This is a genomic window from Anabaena sp. WA102 (assembly GCF_001277295.1).
GTDB lineage: Bacteria > Cyanobacteriota > Cyanobacteriia > Cyanobacteriales > Nostocaceae > Dolichospermum > Dolichospermum heterosporum.
Genome location: NZ_CP011456.1, coordinates 418,755 through 437,104 on the forward strand (window position 1 = coordinate 418,755; position 18,350 = coordinate 437,104).

The window sequence follows — 18,350 nt, forward strand, 5'->3', positions numbered from 1 at the left end:
GAGCCGTGTGAGGTGAAAGTCTCAAGCACGGTTTTGAAGACCAACGGGGTTGGCGACAACCTCGTTGAGTTTACTGAGTTAGCCGTTTGCAGTAATGGTGAAGTATTCGAGAATCCTAAAGCCTACCGCCGCATGAGTAAACGCATGAAACGCTTACAGCGTAGCGTTAGCCGAAAGGTGAAGGGGTCTAATAATCGCAAGAAAGCTGTAAGAAAATTGGCTAAATTACACGCCAAAGTTTCTAATATTCGCAAGGATTCCATACACAAATTAACCTACTATCTAGCTAAAAACCACAGCGTGATAAAGAGTGCGATTCGTTGTTAGTTGAATCACGGTAATCAGTCCGTACATAAACTAACCAACCTAACCCAATTAAGGAGAAAGGTTGAACTCTCGGTCTGATATGGGTGCAAGTCCCATCTACCAGACTCAGGTATGACTCCCTACCTGCCCACACTGACTAGACTCGGTTTCTAGAGGGTGAAGCTGGGAACAGGACGCAATCAGACATCCGTTGTGGGGTGACACTTGGCGTTAATGGGGAGTTCCCACGGTGAAACAGAGCCTAGAAAAGCAACCTACACGCAAGCAGGACACAACTCAAAAACCTGACTTCACTGGAGCGAAATCCCGCCGCATCTTTTTTAAATAGCGGTCAGAGTCCAGGGAATCCAGTGGTTGAAATGGCTACACCTGACGGAACTATTAATCAACCGAGGGAACGAATAAAAACGGATTGAAGGTCTAGGGGCGGTCGAACCCCATAAGTAGGCTGGACGAGCAGCGGAATCCCTTCAATTCGGGTAGGACAGACCGTAATTGGTCTGAGGTGTTCAGAATACACAAATTGGAGCAGAGCATGATTGGACACAGAGAAAACTCTAGTGAATCTTGGAAGACGTTACCCTGGAAGCAATTCCGCCGTAACTTATTCCGCCTACAAAAACGAGTGTATAAAGCGGTTCAAGTTGGAGACAAGCGGAAAGCGCAGTCACTACAGAAGCTGATTCTGAAATCAACCGCAGCAAGATTACTGGCTATTCGTCAAGTATCACAGCTAAACGCTGGGAAAAAGACCGCAGGAATTGATGGCAAAAAGTCCCTTACCTTTAAGGAACGCTTCGAGCTTAATGAACTGCTAAAAGCATCTGTTAGCAACTGGAAACACCAGGAATTAAGAGAAATACCAATCCCCAAAAAGGACGGTACTATGAGGATGCTGAAAATCCCCACTATTGCAGACAGAGCTTACCAATGCCTTGTCAAATACGCATTAGAACCAGCACACGAAGCAACCTTTCACGCCAGGAGCTACGGGTTTAGGACGGGTCGTTCAGCGCATGACGCACAGAAATACCTGTACAACAACCTATGCTCTACACGAAAAGGAATAGATAAACGAGTTATAGAACTCGATATCGAAAAATGCTTCGACAGGATAAACCACACCGCCATCATGGATAGACTCATCGCTCCTTATAGCATAAGACAGGGAATATTCCGCTGTCTCAAAGCCGGAGTTAATCCTCAATTCCCAGAACAGGGAACACCTCAAGGCGGGGTAGTAAGTCCACTATTAGCTAACATCGCCTTAAACGGCATCGAAAGTATCCACAGATATAAAGATGCCGGAAACAACGTAATAGAACCATCAGTCCGATATGCGGATGACATGGTGATAATACTTAGACCTCAAGACGATGCTACCGTTATACTTGACAAAATCAGTCAGTTCCTAGCAGAGCGGGGAATGAAAGTCAGTGAGAAAAAGACCAAGCTAACCGCCGCGACAGGTGGGTTTGATTTCCTCGGCTGGCACTTTAAAGTCCAGAAAAACGGGAAGTTTAAATGCGTTCCATCAGTGGATAACTTCAAAGCTTTTCGCAAGAAAGTAAAACACATCGTCAACAACTCGAATTATGGTGCTATCACTAAGGCTGAGAAATTAGCCCCTGTAGTTAGAGGTTGGAGGAACTACCACCGCTTTTGTAAGATGAAAGGGTCACGCAACTCGTTATTCCACATTCAACACAGAGCTTACAGGGTATTCAACAAGGAAACCAAACAGAATCGCTACACTAGCAAGGAATTACTAGATAAAGCGTTTCCATCAGTTCCTTACTCCGAAAACAAATACATCAACGTTAAAGGTGAGAAATCACCCTATGACGGAGATTTGAGTTATTGGAGCGAGCGTAACAGCAAGCTCTATGACAACCATACCTCTAAAGCCCTCAAACGGCAAAGCCATAAATGTGGTCATTGTGGTTTAAAAATGCTCAGTGATGAGAAGGTACATTTACATCATATAGATGGAAACCATAAGAATGGTAAACCTAAAAACCTTCTAGCAATTCATGAAAGCTGCCACGATTATATTCATATCAGCAAAAGCGAAAGCTAAGAACATCGGAAGCTGGGTGCAGTGAAAGTTGCACGCCCAGATTTAACAGAGAGGGGCAGGGAATAATATCCCTCCTCGACTCTACCTAGAGGATTTGCACGTTAAGGCATTTTTGAAGAACCACAAATTAGCGGGTGCTATCGCCGATTGTGGGATGTATGAGTTCAAACGACAGTTAGAGTATAAAACCGAGAAGTTCGGGAGTGAATTAATCCTTGTGGATAGGTTCTTCCCTAGTTCTCAAATATGCTCTAACTGTGGGAATCATCGTCATAAAATGCCATTAAAAAACCGCGTTTATGTTTGTCCTGATTGTGGCTATAAAGCCGATAGGGACTTAAATGCAGCGCGGAACATTGACCGATGGTTTGCGGATATTTTTATCCCTGTAGCGTAGCGGTTCCTTTTAGGAACTACGGTCAGAAACGGTAAGTTCTACCGAGATTGTCTGTCGAGTGGAAAAACCTCTTAGAAGTCATTCTAAGACCACGATGAAGCAGAAAGTAAACACCAAAATTATCGCTGTCCAGATGTGTCTAGATTTTGGTAATTTTGGGTAAGTTTTATAGAACGGTTGCCGAAAAAATTGCAAAATTTAAACCTGCTGCTGATAGGAATTTAAGGCGTTGCTGATTTTAGGGATGAAAATAATTTTGCATACGTTCAAGACTTTTGTAGAGACGTTCCATGGAACGTCTCTACCTCCAAAAATCATACGCCAATTCAGCAACGCCGAATTTAAATATGGCAAAATAGATCGTAATAACACAACCAATGTTCATGTAAAGAACTCAAATAGTAGGAAATACTAAATGCAAATATTGCCAAAAGTACAGGAACTACCGTAGTAAATTCTAACTTGCCTTTTTTTAATATTTCTAAGCAATAGATAACGATAACTACAGGCCATAAAATAGTAGTAATAATGACCATGACAAAAGATAGAAATTTATCCGCTGGAGAAGATGTAGGGTTACGGAGAGAAAATGTTAACCAATTGGTAAGAAAATAGCCAGTCATTAAGACATAGCTAATAACTAAAGTTGACTGGATTTGATTCACTACACCTACTCCTTCAATGATTTAATTTCTTAAAAAAATAGCTATTTCAGATACATTTTAAGTGAATGCTAAAAATAAATTAACAAGCAATCATACTTGATTCAAATCTGAATTTTGAAGTATGGTAGCTACAGCATAATTCAGGAGTTACCGAGTCAGGAGTAAAACTGGCTTGCTGTCTGGCTTTGAATTTAGATCCTGTACCTCATTAATCTGTCATATGCTGTATACTTATTGATATTAATTAGCTAGTTCCACACTGATATAGCATAGATATGAAAAAAGTGCCAAATAGAATGCAGCATTTAATACTCCTGCGTCGCTACGCAAGCTATCGACACGCTAGGCTATCAGGAGGTAGGGGCGCAGGGCTTGCGCCCATTCAGGAATATGGCTAAGGGACTTCCAATTAAAAAAATACCCAAAAATTTCTTGTGGCGCGGGCATACTATGGCTAACGCCACGCTATCAGCAAACCCTAAATATCACTAAAATTAATAACATTGATAGGTTTACTATCACTTTTTTGTCAATTTGTCAATAGGAAATTTTTGCGATCGCTCAAATTAGATCATTTCTGAGCAAATTCACGGCTAAAATTGTTGAGGGAATAGCTATTAATTTTGGGAGTTGCTGAATTGAGGTATGAAATTGGAAAATCAAAAAAATGAAACTCTTACTCTCTGAGACTCTGCGCCTCTGCATGTTCGCGCAGCGTGCCGTAGGCATAATAAAATCATACTCTTAATCAGCAACGCCAATTTTTGATGGTGTCAACATTGAATATTCCCAAAACCATTGATTTATATCTCCCGGTTCGCTCATTTTTTTTGGAGTTCGAGAAATTGCCAAAAAAATAGAAAATCTAGGTTTCGTAATGGTTTTAGCGATTTCCCGAAATTTAGCTTGAACTACCCTCGGTGCTAAAAACTCTATTTTTATGCGAACTGCTTGCAGCAGCGCTTCGCTATCGCCTACGTCATAGTACATTTGAATTACAGGCTAAAACCCCTATTAAATCGTTCAGGTTTTTTCTAACTCAATTTAAAATAGGCGAACCGGGAGTTATATATTGGGAATTTGCAGATGGTAATTTGCAGAAGTCCGATAACTATAACCGATAGCAGCATCTTTTTGAATGTGTTGTTTAATACTGTCAAAATCTATAAATTCATCAGCCACATCAATCAGATGATTTCTAGACCGCGCTTCACTGTCGCTAGTAGTTGTTTGCAAACCAATTACTTCTACTCTAGCGCCTACATTACTAACTGCATGAACAGCATAGGCTAAATCTCCATCTCCACTGACTAAGACAGCGGTATCATAATAGGGCGCTAAAGTAATCATATCAACGGCAATTTCGACATTCAGATTTGGTTTTTTGTAATTATCTACAACTACACTCATATCTTTAGTAACTACACGATAGCCGTTACGACGCATCCATAAGAGAAATCCCTGTTGTTTTTCATTGCCACTGTCCATTCCTGTGTAAAAGAAGGCACGTAGTAATCGAGAAGTTTTCGTTAAACGACAAAGCAATTTAACATAATCAATTTCAATTCCCAGTTGTAATGCGGCATGAAATAGATTTAATCCATCAATAAAAATTGCTACCCGACCACGATTGTCATCCTCATTAAAGCCAGTATTATTAGCTGGATTAGGTTCTTTAGGCTTAATATTGCCTTTGGTTGCGGGACCTTGCCAATGAGGTTTTTCTTTAAGTTCTTTATATTCGTTTGTTTTCTTGCTAAAATTTTCAAACTGCATTGATACCTCTAAATATTAAAGTGGGGATGTTGTTGTAAGTAAATTGATAATAGCTAAATTTTAACTAATTTCTTGATACTGCCTTGGTTGAATTAATACCTATAAGCTAGATTTTAGCCAATTTCTTCTAGGTGAATATGATATTTGTCCGTCTACCTGCATATACTTTACACAATATGCACACCTTTAGGCGAAATTTACTATTTACAGCAAATTGTCATCAAACCCGGAACAAGAACCCCACCCCCAACCCCCTCATCGCTTGCGGGGAGGGGGTTAAGATGTACCTTATATGATTGGAAATCGCTGTATATCCAGAAATTGTCCTTGAGTTTCGTTGGTAAAATCTACTCTGTGCGCCTAAAAGCAAGGATTGTTAAATCAAACTTAATTATTATTGGTAAATGGAGAGAGAGGGATTCGAACCCTCGTATACATTTCTGCATAACAGACTTTCCAGGTCTGCGCCTTCAACCACTCGGCCATCTCTCCAGTTGTCTCGCTTTGCAATCTTATAACAGAATTAAAAAAAAGGCAACCTTTTTAGAAAAGAGATTTTTTATGGCTAGTAGTTCGTCAAATTTATTTTGACGGGTAATGAAAACTTCTGTTCTTCCCTCCCTACATCCCCTACCTCCCCTACATCCCCTACATCCCCTACCTCCCCTACATCCCCTACCCCCCTACCCCCCTACATCCCCTACATCCCCTACCCCCTGCTTGCCTTCACCCGTCATTTTCGGGTTGACAGACTACTAGGGCTACGCTGGGCTATCACCACTTCCTGACCTGAAAATACGAAGTTTTCCAACAATCTTCTTATAATTAGGTGTGAAACTCCAAATCCGCAAATCTGAAAATTAAGATGGTTCAAACCCACAAAATTAAAGTTTACAATCGCCAAACTGGGACATCACATACTCTGGAAGTTCCTGAAGACCGTTATATTTTACACACGGCTGAACATAACGGGACGGAACTCCCCTTTTCTTGTCGGAATGGGGCTTGTACAACTTGCGCTGTCAGAGTTATATCAGGAGAAATTCACCAACCGGAAGCCATTGGTCTGTCTCCAGATTTACGCCGTCAAGGTTACGCTTTATTATGCGTAAGTTATGCTCGTTCTGATTTGGAAGTGGAAACACAAGATGAAGATGAGGTTTATGAACTTCAGTTTGGGCGGTTTTTTGGTAAGGGCAAAGTTAAAGCAGGTTTACCCTTAGATGAGGACTAATATTTTTTGTGTGTTTAGGTTAATGAATTTGATGGCGAGGATGACTGCTGTAGTGGTCAATCTTCGCGTTTTTGTGCCAAAAATAATTATATTGGCTAGTTTTTCACTTTTGGTGAGTTGTCAAAGCCAAAGCAACTCTTCAATAACTCCCGCTAGTGTCAGGGTAGCACGGGTTGTGAGTGGACAAAGTTTGGAAGTATTGGGAATGGAGTCACAACCGAATTTAATTTCCCCGGTGCGGTTAATTGGTTTAGATGCACCTGATATCCGCCAAATTCCTTGGGGTGAGGATGCTAAACAATTTGTTGAAAGTTTAATTGGCGGTGCAAATCAGGCTGTTAATCTGGAATTTGACTTAGAAGCTAAGGATAAATTTAACCGAACCTTGGCTTATGTATGGAAAGATAAACTGTTGTTAAATGAAGAAGTTGTCAAACAAGGATATGCTTTATTTGTAGCGCGATCGCCTAATCACAAATACGACCAACGGCTAGAACACGCTCAACAATGGGCGAGAATCATGGGAAAAGGCATTTGGAATACAGATAAACCCATGCGGGTGACTCCTGGAGAATTTCGCCGTCTCTCTCGTTAAATGTAGAGTTAGAGATAGGACGTAGACGTAAAGGTTTGCTATGCCATCTATTGCACAACTGACAACTAACAACTAACAAATATGCAAATTTTTCTAGATATTGCTACAGAAGCAGCTTTAGCCGCAGGTGTAGTTTTACAAGATTATTTAGGTAAATTAGAAAACGTAATCACCGAAAAAGGTCGTCCTGGTGATTTAGTTACCGCTGCTGATAAAGCTTCTGAACAGGTAATTTTAGAAGTATTGCGTCGTCATTTTCCCCAGCATTCCATCCTCGCTGAAGAGTCGGGAAAACTGGGGAACCAAGATAATGAATTTCTCTGGGCTATTGACCCTCTCGATGGTACGACTAATTACGCCCATCAATACCCCTGTTTCGCTGTTTCCATTGGGTTGCTGATTCACGGTGTCCCCAAGGTAGGGGTAATTTATGACCCTTTTCGTGATGAATTATTTCGGGCTGCTGCTGGCTTAGGTGCAACTCGTAACCGTCGCCCTATTCAGGTCTCCCAAACAGCGGAATTAGGTAAAAGCTTGTTAGTTAGTGGATTTGCTTATGATCGCCGGGAAACTGCTGACAACAATTATGCAGAGTTTTGTCATCTTACCCATCTTACCCAAGGTGTCAGACGTGATGGTGCAGCAGCCTTGGATTTAGCTTATGTAGCCTGTGGGAGAGTTGATGGTTATTGGGAAAGGGGAATTGCACCTTGGGATGTTGTGGCTGGAATAATATTGGTTCAGGAAGCGGGAGGTAACGTCACTGCCTATGATGGAACTCCGATAAACATTGATTCGGGGAGAATTCTGGCTACTAACGGTCATATTCACAAAAAACTCAGTCAGGAATTGATGCAAGTTCCCTCTTTATCTAGTTGGACATAAGTTTTCTAAGTAGGTTGGCGTTAAAAATTGTCGTTATAGCAAGGCAAGAGGCAATAGGCAATAGGCAATAGGCAATAGGCAATAGGCAATAGGCAATAGGCAATAGGCAATAGGCAATAGGCAATAGGCAATAGGCAATAGGCAATAGGCAATAGGCAATAGGCAATAGGCAATAGGCAATAGGCAATAGGCAATAGGCAATAGGCAATAGGCAATAGGCAATAGGTTTTGATGGATTTTACTTTTTTACATCTGGCAAATTGTCATCAAACCCGGAACAAGTTCAAAGCCTCTCCCCGTTGCGGGGAGAGGTTTGGAGAGGGGTTTCATATTTGGTTAAACTATGAACCGTTTTCAGTATCCCTATTCCCTATTCCCTATTCCCTATTCCCTATTCCCTGTTCCCTATTCCCTATTCCCTGTTCCCTGTTCCCTATTCCCTATTCCCTGTTCCCTATTCCCTGTTCCCTATTCCCTATTCCCTGTTCCCTGTTCCCTGTTCCCTCTCTCAACGAGTTACTAGAACGTCTCTATAATCATCCCCAAATAAAATTTTTTTCTTAGCCCACTAGCAAAATTAGAGATTTTCACCTATTATGATAGAAAGCGTAAAAAATTGTAAACTAGGTTGACAATCTGGTTAGATTTGTGTAGATGGATAATATTCGCCTGCCATAAACGCATAAAATCCGTACTTATAAAACATTTTGGAGATTTGCTCTCATGACCATCGCAGTTGGACGCGCCCCCAGTAGAGGGTGGTTTGACGTATTAGACGACTGGCTAAAGCGCGATCGCTTTGTATTCGTAGGTTGGTCAGGAATATTACTATTCCCCTGTGCCTTCCTCGCATTAGGCGGTTGGCTAACCGGTACAACCTTCGTCACCTCCTGGTACACCCACGGACTAGCATCTTCTTACTTAGAAGGAGCTAACTTTTTAACAGTAGCAGTATCCACACCAGCAAACAGCATGGGACATTCCCTGTTGTTCCTGTGGGGTCCTGAAGCTCAAGGTGACTTCACCCGTTGGATTCAACTTGGTGGTTTGTGGCCTTTCGTCGCCCTACATGGCGCATTCGGTTTGATTGGCTTCATGTTACGCCAATTTGAAGTAGCCCGTCTTGTCGGTCTGCGTCCTTATAACGCTCTTGCTTTCTCCGGTCCTATCGCCGTATTCGTCAGCGTGTTCCTGATGTATCCTTTGGGACAATCTAGCTGGTTCTTTGCCCCCAGCTTTGGAGTAGCCGCAATTTTCCGTTTCCTCTTATTCCTCCAAGGTTTCCACAACTGGACACTTAACCCCTTCCACATGATGGGTGTAGCGGGAATCTTAGGTGGAGCTTTACTTTGTGCCATTCACGGTGCCACAGTAGAAAACACCCTATTTGAAGACGGTGAAGGTTCAAACACTTTCCGCGCCTTCAACCCCACCCAAGCTGAAGAAACCTACTCCATGGTGACAGCAAACCGTTTCTGGTCACAGATTTTCGGAGTTGCTTTCTCCAACAAACGTTGGTTACACTTCTTCATGTTGTTTGTCCCTGTGACAGGCTTGTGGATGAGTTCTATCGGTATCGTTGGTTTAGCATTAAACCTGCGGGCTTATGACTTCGTTTCTCAAGAATTACGGGCAGCAGAAGACCCAGAGTTTGAAACTTTCTATACCAAAAACATTTTACTGAACGAGGGTATCCGCGCTTGGATGGCTCCTCAAGATCAACCCCACGAACAGTTCGTATTCCCAGAAGAAGTATTACCACGTGGTAACGCTCTCTAACTCTGGAATTTACCCTGAATTTATCTTTGTTAGTTAGCCCTTACCTCATTGGTGAGGGTTTTTTTGTGGCAGAAATTGAAATCAGGGTATTGCAAATTTTCGCAGTTGTGTTATAGTAGTCCCAGGTTAGAAACCCAAAGCATTTTGCTTTGCCCCTTTTGAAACTAAGACCATTTAGGCAACAAGGAGGTGATGCCCATGATAGAAAGTAGTATACGCATGGGTCATCAAGTTGCAGTTAGCCGGCTGTGTGCCGGGGCTGTTCTCTAAAAGTTAGCTTTAGTTCTCTTGAGATACTAAGTTAGCTCAACTAACTAGGCTTAACATCGGAGTTCCTTCCGGCAGTCTGGTTGCAACTTGAAGACCCGCTAGACCGCCCTGACTTAGATTATCTAATCTAAATCAGGGCGGATAGTTTTTAAGGGTGTTTTTTAGATCGGTACACAGCGAAGTTAAAAAAATCCGTTGTTTCAGGCTTTTGGCGATTAACTTCCGATCAACGGACATCTCCAGAAATTAAAGATCCTTAAGCTGAAACCCTTGTAGAGACGTTCCATGGGTAGGGATTCTCGGCTCTACAATTTTTTTTGGAGCAAAGAATAGGATATCTAATAAGTCCCGGAAGGAACTAGTACCGCAGGGCGGAAGTCAAAAGTCAATACTTCGACAAGCTCAGTAACCAGTCAAAAGTCAAAACGAAGACAGTATAGGCTTTTTAATCATCTCATTCATCTCATTCCCAGTCTCTGACTGGGAATGAATTCTAGAAGGCTCTGCCTTCAATGATATTAGAGGCAGAGCCTCATCAACTGCATTCCTAGTCAGAGACTAGGAACGAGGTGTGGTAGGGATTTGAGCTTAAGTTCATCTCATTCCCAGTCTCTGACTGGGAATGAATTCTAGAAGGCTCTGCCTTCAATGATATTAGAGGCAGAGCCTCATCAACTGCATTCCTAGTCAGAGACTAGGAACGAGATGTGGTAGGGATTTGAGCTTAAGTTGACACCAATGAAGCTCTTGCTTTACCCCTACACATCTGGGTTGTTTGTCATTTGGCAAAAGTTTAAATCTCACCCGTGTTTAGTATACATACGTACTTGAACAGAAAATCTTATGTTGGTTATTAGAAAAAGTGATAATATAACCACAGGATATAGTTAAAAGTTTTTGCATAAGTTAATTGCATTAAAGTTTAACAATTAGTTAATCAATTGTTAGCCTTGTGAAAGCTATGATTGTGGTAATAGTGGCAGCCATGCCTATTACACAGGTTTCAACAAGACTTCGCATTTGTAACCAGTTGGTTACAGCGAACTCAAGTTATCCATATAAAGGTGTGAGGAGAAAAGGAAAAATGTCTAATATTTTGTGGAAATCCTTGGTGGTTAGCCCAGCAATTTTGGGAGCAGCACTGTTAGTATCTTCAACAGCGATCGCCGCACCCAGTACCAGCAAGGACGCATCGGCAATAGAAACTTCCTCTACAACAGAAGTTTCTCAAAAGCCAACAACATTGGCAACAGAAACCAAAGAAGCCCAAGTTTTGGCTCAGGTTAACCGCTACAGCAACGAAAACAATACTTCTTTAAATCAGGTAACATCAGTTTCCCAATTCTCTGACGTGCAACCTACAGATTGGGCATTCCAAGCTTTGCAATCTTTGGTAGAGCGCTATGGCTGTATTGCAGGTTATCCCAATGGCACATATCGCGGTAATCGGGCTTTAAGCCGTTACGAATTTGCCGCTGGTTTAAATTCTTGTTTAGATCGTGTAAACGAATTGATTGCCACAGCAACTGCTGATATGGTAACAAAGCAGGATTTAGCAACATTGCAGCGTTTGCAAGAAGAATTTTCTGCTGAATTGGCAACTTTACGCGGTCGAGTAGATGCTTTAGAAGGGCGGACTGCTGAACTAGAAGCCAATCAATTCTCCACTACCACTAAGTTAAAAGGTGAAGCTATTTTTGCTGTCACCGACGTTTTTGGTGGTGAAACAGGCAAAGCTAACCGGGCAGTTTTCCAGGATAGAGTGCGCTTAGGTTTAGAAACCAGCTTTACAGGTAGAGATATATTAACCACCCGTTTGGCTGCTGGTAATGCCACAGGCTTTAATCTCCGAGATAATGCGAATAATCCTATTGCTGCTGGTGGAGTTGGCAAACAAACCTTTGAAGTTGGTGCAACTAACCCAGCTAACAGCGTTAAAATTGACAAGTTAACCTATGAAGCACCTGTAGGACCTGCAAGAGTTTATCTTTCAGCTAGTGGTGGGCAACATAGTGATTATGCCGCTGTTAACAATCCTTACTTTTTTGATAAAACAGATGGTGGTAAAGGGGCTTTAAGTACCTTCGCATCTGAAAACCCTATCTACCGGATTGGTGGTGGTTCTGGTATTGCCTTGAATGTACCCTTTGGGAAACCCGGTGATAGTTTCTTGAAACCAAGTTCTCTCACATTAGGTTACTTAGCTGCAAACGCTAATGATCCCAGTCCCAGCAATGGCTTGTTTGATGGCAACTATGCAGCTTTAGGTCAGTTAAACTTTAACGTTGGTAATCGCGTTGCTTTGGCTGCCACCTATGTACATGGTTATCAAAAAGCAGGTAGCACATTGTTTGATTCAGGACTTGGTGGTGGTGCTTTAGTAGGCACTGCACAAGCGAATACTTTAGGCGTTAATTCGGCAACAGGTGCTGCTAGTGCCTCTTCCAGCAACTCCTACGGTATTTCCGCAGCTATCAAGCCTAGCGATAAACTGTCTTTGAGTGGTTTCGTTTCCTACCATGATGTTACAGGCTTTGGAGCTAATGATGATAAAGAAGCTTGGAGCTATGGTGCAGGTTTAGCTTTACCTGATTTTGGTAAGAAAGGTAACGTCTTGGGTATCTTCGGTGGCGCTCAACCTTACTCACTAGGTGCGACTGGTAGAGAGACTCCATACCAAGTAGAAGGCTTCTATAAGTATCGCGTTTCTGAAAATGTATCCGTAACTCCTGGAGTTATTTGGATGACATCTCCTGGACAAAATAATACCAGTAATGATGCCTTTGTTGGTACACTCAGAACAACTTTTAGCTTCTAAATAGTTAAAAGTTTGTTGATAAGTTTCAACGTGATTTGACCCTGCCTCATGGCGGGGTTTTTTTGTGGAGAGAAAAACCCCAGTTAAGAACCGGAGTATACTGGAAAAGAGCTTAAGAGACTTCCAAATAAAAAAATGTCCCAAAACTGATGCAGAAATTCTCTCTCTGTGTACTCTGTGCCTCTGTGGTTCGTTTCTTAGGATAATTTATTTCTTGGAAGTCTCTAACTGTGAGGTTTTGCTCATTTTCATCCTTCAATTTTGATCTTGGACTACTGCTTGTGGAATTATCATGTAAATCTGAATACGCAATTTTGGCGTTATTAGAGATGGCTACTCATTATGAAAACGGTGAACCGATGCAAATTCGGCAAATCGCTCTGCAACAAAAGATACCTGATCGCTATTTAGAACAACTGTTAGCAACTTTGCGGCGGGGGGGTATAGTTAAAAGTCAACGGGGTTCAAAAGGCGGCTATTTATTGGCGCGAGAACCTCGGAAAATTAGTATCTTTGAGATTTTAGAATGTTTGGAAGGTTTAGATGTGCAGACTGGTGAACAAAATACTAACCCCACAAGTTTAGATAATTCTGTGGTGTCAGAAATTTGGCAAGAAGCACGTCAGGCGGCAAATTCAGTGTTACAAAATTATTCGCTTCAGGATCTTTGTGAAAAACGGGATTCCCGGAAGCAGTTGGATATCATGTACTACATTTGAAGATAGAAAATTTTATGATGCGGATTGTTGAAAATATTACGGAATTGGTGGGACGGACACCTCTAGTTAAGTTAAACCGGATTCCTCAAGAATTAGGTTGTGTGGCTACAATTCTCGTGAAATTGGAAAGTATGAACCCTTCGTCATCGGTAAAAGACCGCATTGGGGTAAGTATGATTATGGCGGCGGAAAAGGAAGGATTAATTGCCCCTGGGAAGACGATTCTGGTAGAACCAACATCGGGAAATACTGGGATTGCTTTGGCTATGGCAGCGGCGGCTAAGGGGTATCAATTAATTTTAACTATGCCGGAAACGATGAGTGCGGAACGGCGGGCGATGTTAAGGGCTTATGGGGCCCAATTGGAACTCACTCCGGGAATTGCGGGGATGAGTGGGGCGATTCGGCGGGCGCAGGAGATTGTGGATAGAACACCATACTCTTATATGTTGCAACAGTTCCGCAATCCGGCTAATGCCCAAATTCACCGGGAAACTACGGCGGAGGAAATTTGGGAGGATACGGATGGATTGGTGGATATGATTGTGGCGGGTGTGGGGACTGGGGGGACGATTACTGGGGTGGCGGAAGTTTTGAAGGCCCGGAAACCGAGTTTTCAGGCGATCGCTGTCGAACCAGCTAATAGCCCGATATTATCGGGAGGTAAACCGGGTCCCCATAAAATTCAGGGCATTGGGGCGGGTTTTATTCCCCAAGTCTTAAAGGTAGAATTGATTGATGAGGTAATTACGGTGACAGATGAGGAGGCGATCGCCTTTGGTCGCAAATTAGCCAGGGAGGAAGGGCTACTATCGGGCATTTCCAGTGGTGCAGCCCTCTGTGCAGCGGTGCGTGTTGCCCAACGTCCAGAGAATCAGGGACGCTTAATAGTGATGATTCAGCCTAGTTTCGGTGAGAGATATTTAAGTACACCTTTATTCCAAGACCTAGAAGCCAAAACAGCAACTAGCGTCAGTTAACAATCTATTGGATTCATGTCCGATTTTAACCACTACGACACCCTAAGGAATGTGGATTAAATAAAATGCAGAAGTTGTGACAGGGGTATAGTAGACTAAAGAAGTAGGTATTAGGGAACAATATCGTGATAGAAATCTACTCTCCAATGCTAGAAAAGCAGATGCAAGATTACTATGAATCTCTATCGGAGAAAGACCGTAGGCGGTATGCAGCGATTGAAGCAAAAAAGCTTGGGTACGGGGGGATTGGATACATAAGTAAATTGTTGGGATGTAACTACAGAACAATCAATAGAGGGATGGAGGATCTGGAACAGCCGAGTAAAACCAGCAGTCCAAGAATTCGCCGTCCAGGAGGAGGAAGAAAAAAAGCACTGTTAACGATACCTGGAATCAATGAAGCATTCCTGACGGTAATAGAAACACACACAGCAGGTTCGCCAATGGACGAGGATATTAAATGGACAAACTTAACTCGTCAACAAATAGCAGACTTATTAGCCGAAAAAGGCATAAATATCAGTGTTACAGTTGTAGACCAATTACTCTGGGAACATAAATTTCGTAAACGCAAAGCAGTGAAAATGATTGCGTGTGGAAGTAGCGAAAATCGTAATGAGCAGTTTGAGAAGATTGAAAGCCTTAAAACCCAGTATTTTGCTGAGGGTAACCCAGTGATTAGTATGGACAGTAAAAAAAAGAGTTAATTGGCAATTTATATAGAGAAGGAAGTATTTATACTGATGCTCCAATCAAGGTATTAGACCACGACTTTCCATCTTTGGCAACAGGAATAGCAATTCCACATGGGTTATATGATTTAAAGGATAACATTGGTTTTATACAAATTGGTACTAGCCATGACACCAGCGAATTTGCCTGTGATTCAATCCGTTATTGGTGGAATAATTATGGCAAAAACCGCTACCAATTGGCTACCTCTATACTACTGTTATGTGATGGTGGTGGTAGCAACAGTTCTCGTTACTATGTATTCAAAGAAGCATTACAAGCTTTGGTGAATGAAATTGGAATTGAAATTCGCATTGCTCACTATCCTCCTTATACATCTAAGTACAATCCGATTGAGCATCGGCTGTTTCCACATCTAAGTCGGGCTTGTAAAGGTGTTATTTTCGACAGTGTTAACACTGTAGCTAAACTGATGGCAAAAGCTACTACTCAGAAAGGGTTACAGGTTTTTACGACCATCATTGATAAAGCCTACCAAACCGGTAAGAAAGTTGCTGAGGGTTTTAAAGAAACAATGGAGATTTTCTTTGATGATTTTTTGCCACAGTGGAACTATACTGCTAAACCACAACAACATTTAGAATTGTAAGTTATTTAATCCACATTCCTAAAAGTTAGTAACAATGCAAGTCTTGCGGAGATTAAACAAGCTTATCGCCGCTTGGTGAAAATTTTTCATCCTGATAGTAATCAAGAAATCACAGACAATGAACAAATTATTCGTGTTAATGCTGCCTATGAGGTTTTAAGTGACAGTAAAAGTCGTTTTAATTATGATGAAAAACTCCGTCACAGTCAGCAACAATTTCATCAAGTTCGCCAAAAACGTGCCGAGTCTGCCCAACAGCACCACAAAGCAACTAGGAAAACGAGAAAAGATGTTGATGAAAACGTCGAAGAATGGTTACGTTTAGTTTATAAACCAGTAAATCGGATACTTTCGACAATTCTCAATTCTTTAGAATCACAAATTGACGAATTAGCCGCAGATCCTTTTGATGATGATCTTTTAGACGAATTTCAAGATTATTTAGCATCCTGTCGGGAAGATTTACGAGACGCACAAATTAAGTTTCGTTCTTTGCCAAATCCTACTAGTTTTGCAGCCGCAGCAGCCCATATTTACTATTGTATGAGTCAAGTGGCAGATGGAATAGAGGAGTTAGCCTACTTCCCATTAAGCTATGATGATCGTTATTTGCACACAGGACAAGAATTATTTCGGATAGCGAAAAGATTGTATCGGGAAGCGCAAGAGTCGGTTACTTGATGAGACATACTCAAAGTTACAAAATATCATCAACGATAACCGTACCACCATCACAGAAATCTATACTGAGATGATAATCTGCAAGTAGCGCAGTTCCAATCAGAGGACGACTACCCATTGCCAATACTGCAATCTCGCGTTCTATACCTTGCCAGAGAATAGTTGCCAAATGAACATTGACTCCAATACTGGAATTATCAGCCAAATTTGCATCAATTCGAGCAATGTATGGCAGCCCAAGTTCTGTAATTACAACTGGGGGTAAAGTTAAAAAACCTTCAAAACCCGTATCAACAACACATTCAATTTCTATATTTGCAGGTTCTGATAAACAAATAATCAAATTAATTCGAGCTTGAAGCCCAAATACGTTTCCATGTATCACTATGTTGTCCTAATTAATGTACCACCAACAGCATAAACTGCATTAAAGCCGATTCTTCCTGCCCAAATTGGGGCATCAGGTTGTTTTGCTTGCAATCGGCGACTTGTAATAATTAAATCATCACCAATTTCATATTCACCAGTTTCTACATTAATTGAAATAATTTTGCCAATGTTCTCTGTTTTCTCTGCTAAAGGACGAATGATTTTTTCATAGATTTCTTTGCCCCGGTTGGTAATTTCTTCACCACTGATTTTAGGGTTAAGCATAGAGAGAACCTTCCAATTCAAGTTAATATACTTCTGTTATGATTCTAATACAGAAACTACAGTATGGTTAACAAGCCAAACATCTGACGGACTCCTGACTCTTAACTCCTGCTGTATTAACCGATAGGATAACATCCCGGATTGACGGCATGGATAAATTCACTACCGGCTAATGGTCTTCCCCGTTTATAAGCTGCTTCTTGCGGTTGTCCCCAACCTAGTTGTAAAATAATTTCTAGAAAGTTCGGATTTTCCCACTTTAATAAAGTTGCCCATTCTGTTCTTTGGACAATTCTTTCTACATCTACTGTGTTTACTTTTTGATGTTGTTTACCATTACTAAGACTTAAATATAAATCCATGTCTTCTGTCACCAGATACCAAAATTCCAAAAGAGAATCTTTGGCAGGTTTCAAGATTTCTAAATCGCTTTCTAAGGCAATCAATTCTGGATCAATTTCTGGATAATGAAGATTTTTGCCTTTCACTTGAATATCTTTCCAGATAATGCCAGAAACTTGATTTTCTCGTTGATATTCATGAATAGAGGCTTTAAAATCTTGGTAAGCTGTGAATCTTTGTACTCCGTCGGTTTTAATAAACGGATCTATGACAGGATTACTAGCAACAGTTATATCTAACTTTAACCTTTCTCCTTTTAAGCAAGCTTGGCGTTCGATTGCCAAAATCTGAATTAACTCTTGGGTATTGTAAATATTTGACATCAGAACAAGACCTAATTAGTTATTAGTTATTAGTTATGAAACTAATTGTTAATTTTGTGTCAGATGGTCATCAAGATTGAGTGAAGATTTACAGCAGAATTTAGGAGTCAGGAGTCAGGAGTCAGGAGTCAGAAGTAAAAAGAGTTTGCTGTCTGGTTTTGAATTTAGATCCTGTACCTTATTAATCTGCAATCTGATTTAATTATTATCTCTTAATATAAATATAAATGCCGTATCAGAATCAACTATTTGTTGTATTGTTTATTTCAGGGAATAAAAATTGATACAGATCCTTTAAATACCTTCTGTGAAGGGAGGGAACAGTTTCAACTATCTGCATATCCTCAATTTTCCAGATCCGACAAAGAAATATGCTGTAAGTCTACACAGATTTAAATAAATTTAAATTCTACCACTAGCGAG

General features: G+C 41.2%; 16 protein-coding genes, 1 tRNA gene and 2 pseudogenes. 12 read left to right on the forward strand and 7 right to left on the reverse strand.

Features of this window, described 5'->3' with window-relative positions; genetic code table 11:
- Positions 1-12: 12 nt before the first annotated feature.
- The 3 genes from AA650_RS01640 to AA650_RS25945 all read left to right on the forward strand — a co-directional run bounded on the left by AA650_RS01640 (position 13) and on the right by AA650_RS25945 (position 2,804).
- On the forward strand, positions 13-327 hold the full coding sequence (locus AA650_RS01640; protein ID WP_234413182.1) for a transposase: 315 nt from the start codon (positions 13-15) through the stop codon (positions 325-327).
- A 535-nt stretch (positions 328-862) separates the two neighbouring features.
- Entirely contained in the window at positions 863-2,407 is a 1,545-nt protein-coding gene (locus tag AA650_RS01645) for a group II intron reverse transcriptase/maturase (protein WP_053537706.1), read from the forward strand.
- A gap of 112 nt (positions 2,408-2,519) precedes the next feature.
- Positions 2,520-2,804: an RNA-guided endonuclease InsQ/TnpB family protein gene (locus AA650_RS25945; RefSeq protein WP_233455509.1), complete on the forward strand. Its 285-nt coding sequence runs from the start codon at positions 2,520-2,522 to the stop codon at positions 2,802-2,804.
- Positions 2,805-3,145: 341 nt separating this feature from the next.
- Here AA650_RS25945 and AA650_RS01655 read toward each other — a convergent pair whose 3' ends face one another.
- The 4 genes from AA650_RS01655 to AA650_RS01670 form a co-directional block, all read right to left on the reverse strand.
- Complete coding sequence (locus AA650_RS01655) at positions 3,146-3,469, reverse strand: hypothetical protein (RefSeq protein ID WP_039203988.1); 324 nt, start codon at positions 3,467-3,469, stop codon at positions 3,146-3,148.
- Positions 3,470-4,213: 744 nt separating this feature from the next.
- Positions 4,214-4,459: a hypothetical protein gene (locus AA650_RS01660; RefSeq protein WP_053537708.1), complete on the reverse strand. Its 246-nt coding sequence runs from the start codon at positions 4,457-4,459 to the stop codon at positions 4,214-4,216.
- A gap of 75 nt (positions 4,460-4,534) precedes the next feature.
- Entirely contained in the window at positions 4,535-5,245 is a 711-nt protein-coding gene (locus tag AA650_RS01665; RefSeq protein WP_053537709.1) for a LabA-like NYN domain-containing protein, read from the reverse strand.
- Between the two features lie 405 nt (positions 5,246-5,650).
- Positions 5,651-5,737 (reverse strand) — tRNA-Ser (locus AA650_RS01670).
- A gap of 373 nt (positions 5,738-6,110) precedes the next feature.
- Between AA650_RS01670 and AA650_RS01675 the strand changes: the two genes are divergently transcribed.
- The 9 genes and pseudogenes from AA650_RS01675 to AA650_RS01715 all read left to right on the forward strand — a co-directional run.
- On the forward strand, positions 6,111-6,479 hold the full coding sequence (locus AA650_RS01675; protein WP_027403653.1) for a 2Fe-2S iron-sulfur cluster-binding protein: 369 nt from the start codon (positions 6,111-6,113) through the stop codon (positions 6,477-6,479).
- A 40-nt stretch (positions 6,480-6,519) separates the two neighbouring features.
- Entirely contained in the window at positions 6,520-7,074 is a 555-nt protein-coding gene (locus AA650_RS01680) for a thermonuclease family protein (protein ID WP_081424343.1), read from the forward strand.
- A gap of 81 nt (positions 7,075-7,155) precedes the next feature.
- Positions 7,156-7,959, forward strand: a complete 804-nt coding sequence (locus AA650_RS01685; RefSeq protein WP_053537711.1) for an inositol monophosphatase family protein — start codon at positions 7,156-7,158, stop codon at positions 7,957-7,959.
- Between the two features lie 723 nt (positions 7,960-8,682).
- Positions 8,683-9,738, forward strand: coding sequence for a photosystem II D2 protein (photosystem q(a) protein) (gene psbD / locus AA650_RS01690; protein WP_015080309.1), 1,056 nt, complete (start codon positions 8,683-8,685; stop codon positions 9,736-9,738).
- A gap of 1,354 nt (positions 9,739-11,092) precedes the next feature.
- Positions 11,093-12,826, forward strand: a complete 1,734-nt coding sequence (locus AA650_RS01695; protein ID WP_053537712.1) for an iron uptake porin — start codon at positions 11,093-11,095, stop codon at positions 12,824-12,826.
- Between the two features lie 281 nt (positions 12,827-13,107).
- Positions 13,108-13,545, forward strand: coding sequence for an RrF2 family transcriptional regulator (locus tag AA650_RS01700; RefSeq protein ID WP_039202393.1), 438 nt, complete (start codon positions 13,108-13,110; stop codon positions 13,543-13,545).
- Positions 13,546-13,562: 17 nt separating this feature from the next.
- On the forward strand, positions 13,563-14,525 hold the full coding sequence (gene cysK / locus AA650_RS01705) for a cysteine synthase A (protein WP_053541156.1): 963 nt from the start codon (positions 13,563-13,565) through the stop codon (positions 14,523-14,525).
- Positions 14,526-14,968: 443 nt separating this feature from the next.
- Positions 14,969-15,867, forward strand: a pseudogene (locus AA650_RS27495) (ISAzo13 family transposase).
- 18 nt (positions 15,868-15,885) lie between these two features.
- Positions 15,886-16,548: pseudogene (locus AA650_RS01715) on the forward strand (DnaJ domain-containing protein); the annotation flags it as partial.
- Positions 16,549-16,564: 16 nt separating this feature from the next.
- Here the strand turns inward: AA650_RS01715 and AA650_RS01720 are convergent.
- The 3 genes from AA650_RS01720 to AA650_RS01730 all read right to left on the reverse strand — a co-directional run bounded on the left by AA650_RS01720 (position 16,565) and on the right by AA650_RS01730 (position 17,927).
- Positions 16,565-16,933: a clan AA aspartic protease gene (locus AA650_RS01720; protein WP_053537714.1), complete on the reverse strand. Its 369-nt coding sequence runs from the start codon at positions 16,931-16,933 to the stop codon at positions 16,565-16,567.
- Positions 16,933-17,202: a hypothetical protein gene (locus AA650_RS01725; protein WP_039202387.1), complete on the reverse strand. Its 270-nt coding sequence runs from the start codon at positions 17,200-17,202 to the stop codon at positions 16,933-16,935. The genes AA650_RS01720 and AA650_RS01725 overlap by 1 nt, the downstream gene beginning before the upstream one ends.
- A 116-nt stretch (positions 17,203-17,318) precedes the next feature.
- Entirely contained in the window at positions 17,319-17,927 is a 609-nt protein-coding gene (locus tag AA650_RS01730) for a hypothetical protein (RefSeq protein WP_053537715.1), read from the reverse strand.
- Positions 17,928-18,350: the final 423 nt, after the last annotated feature.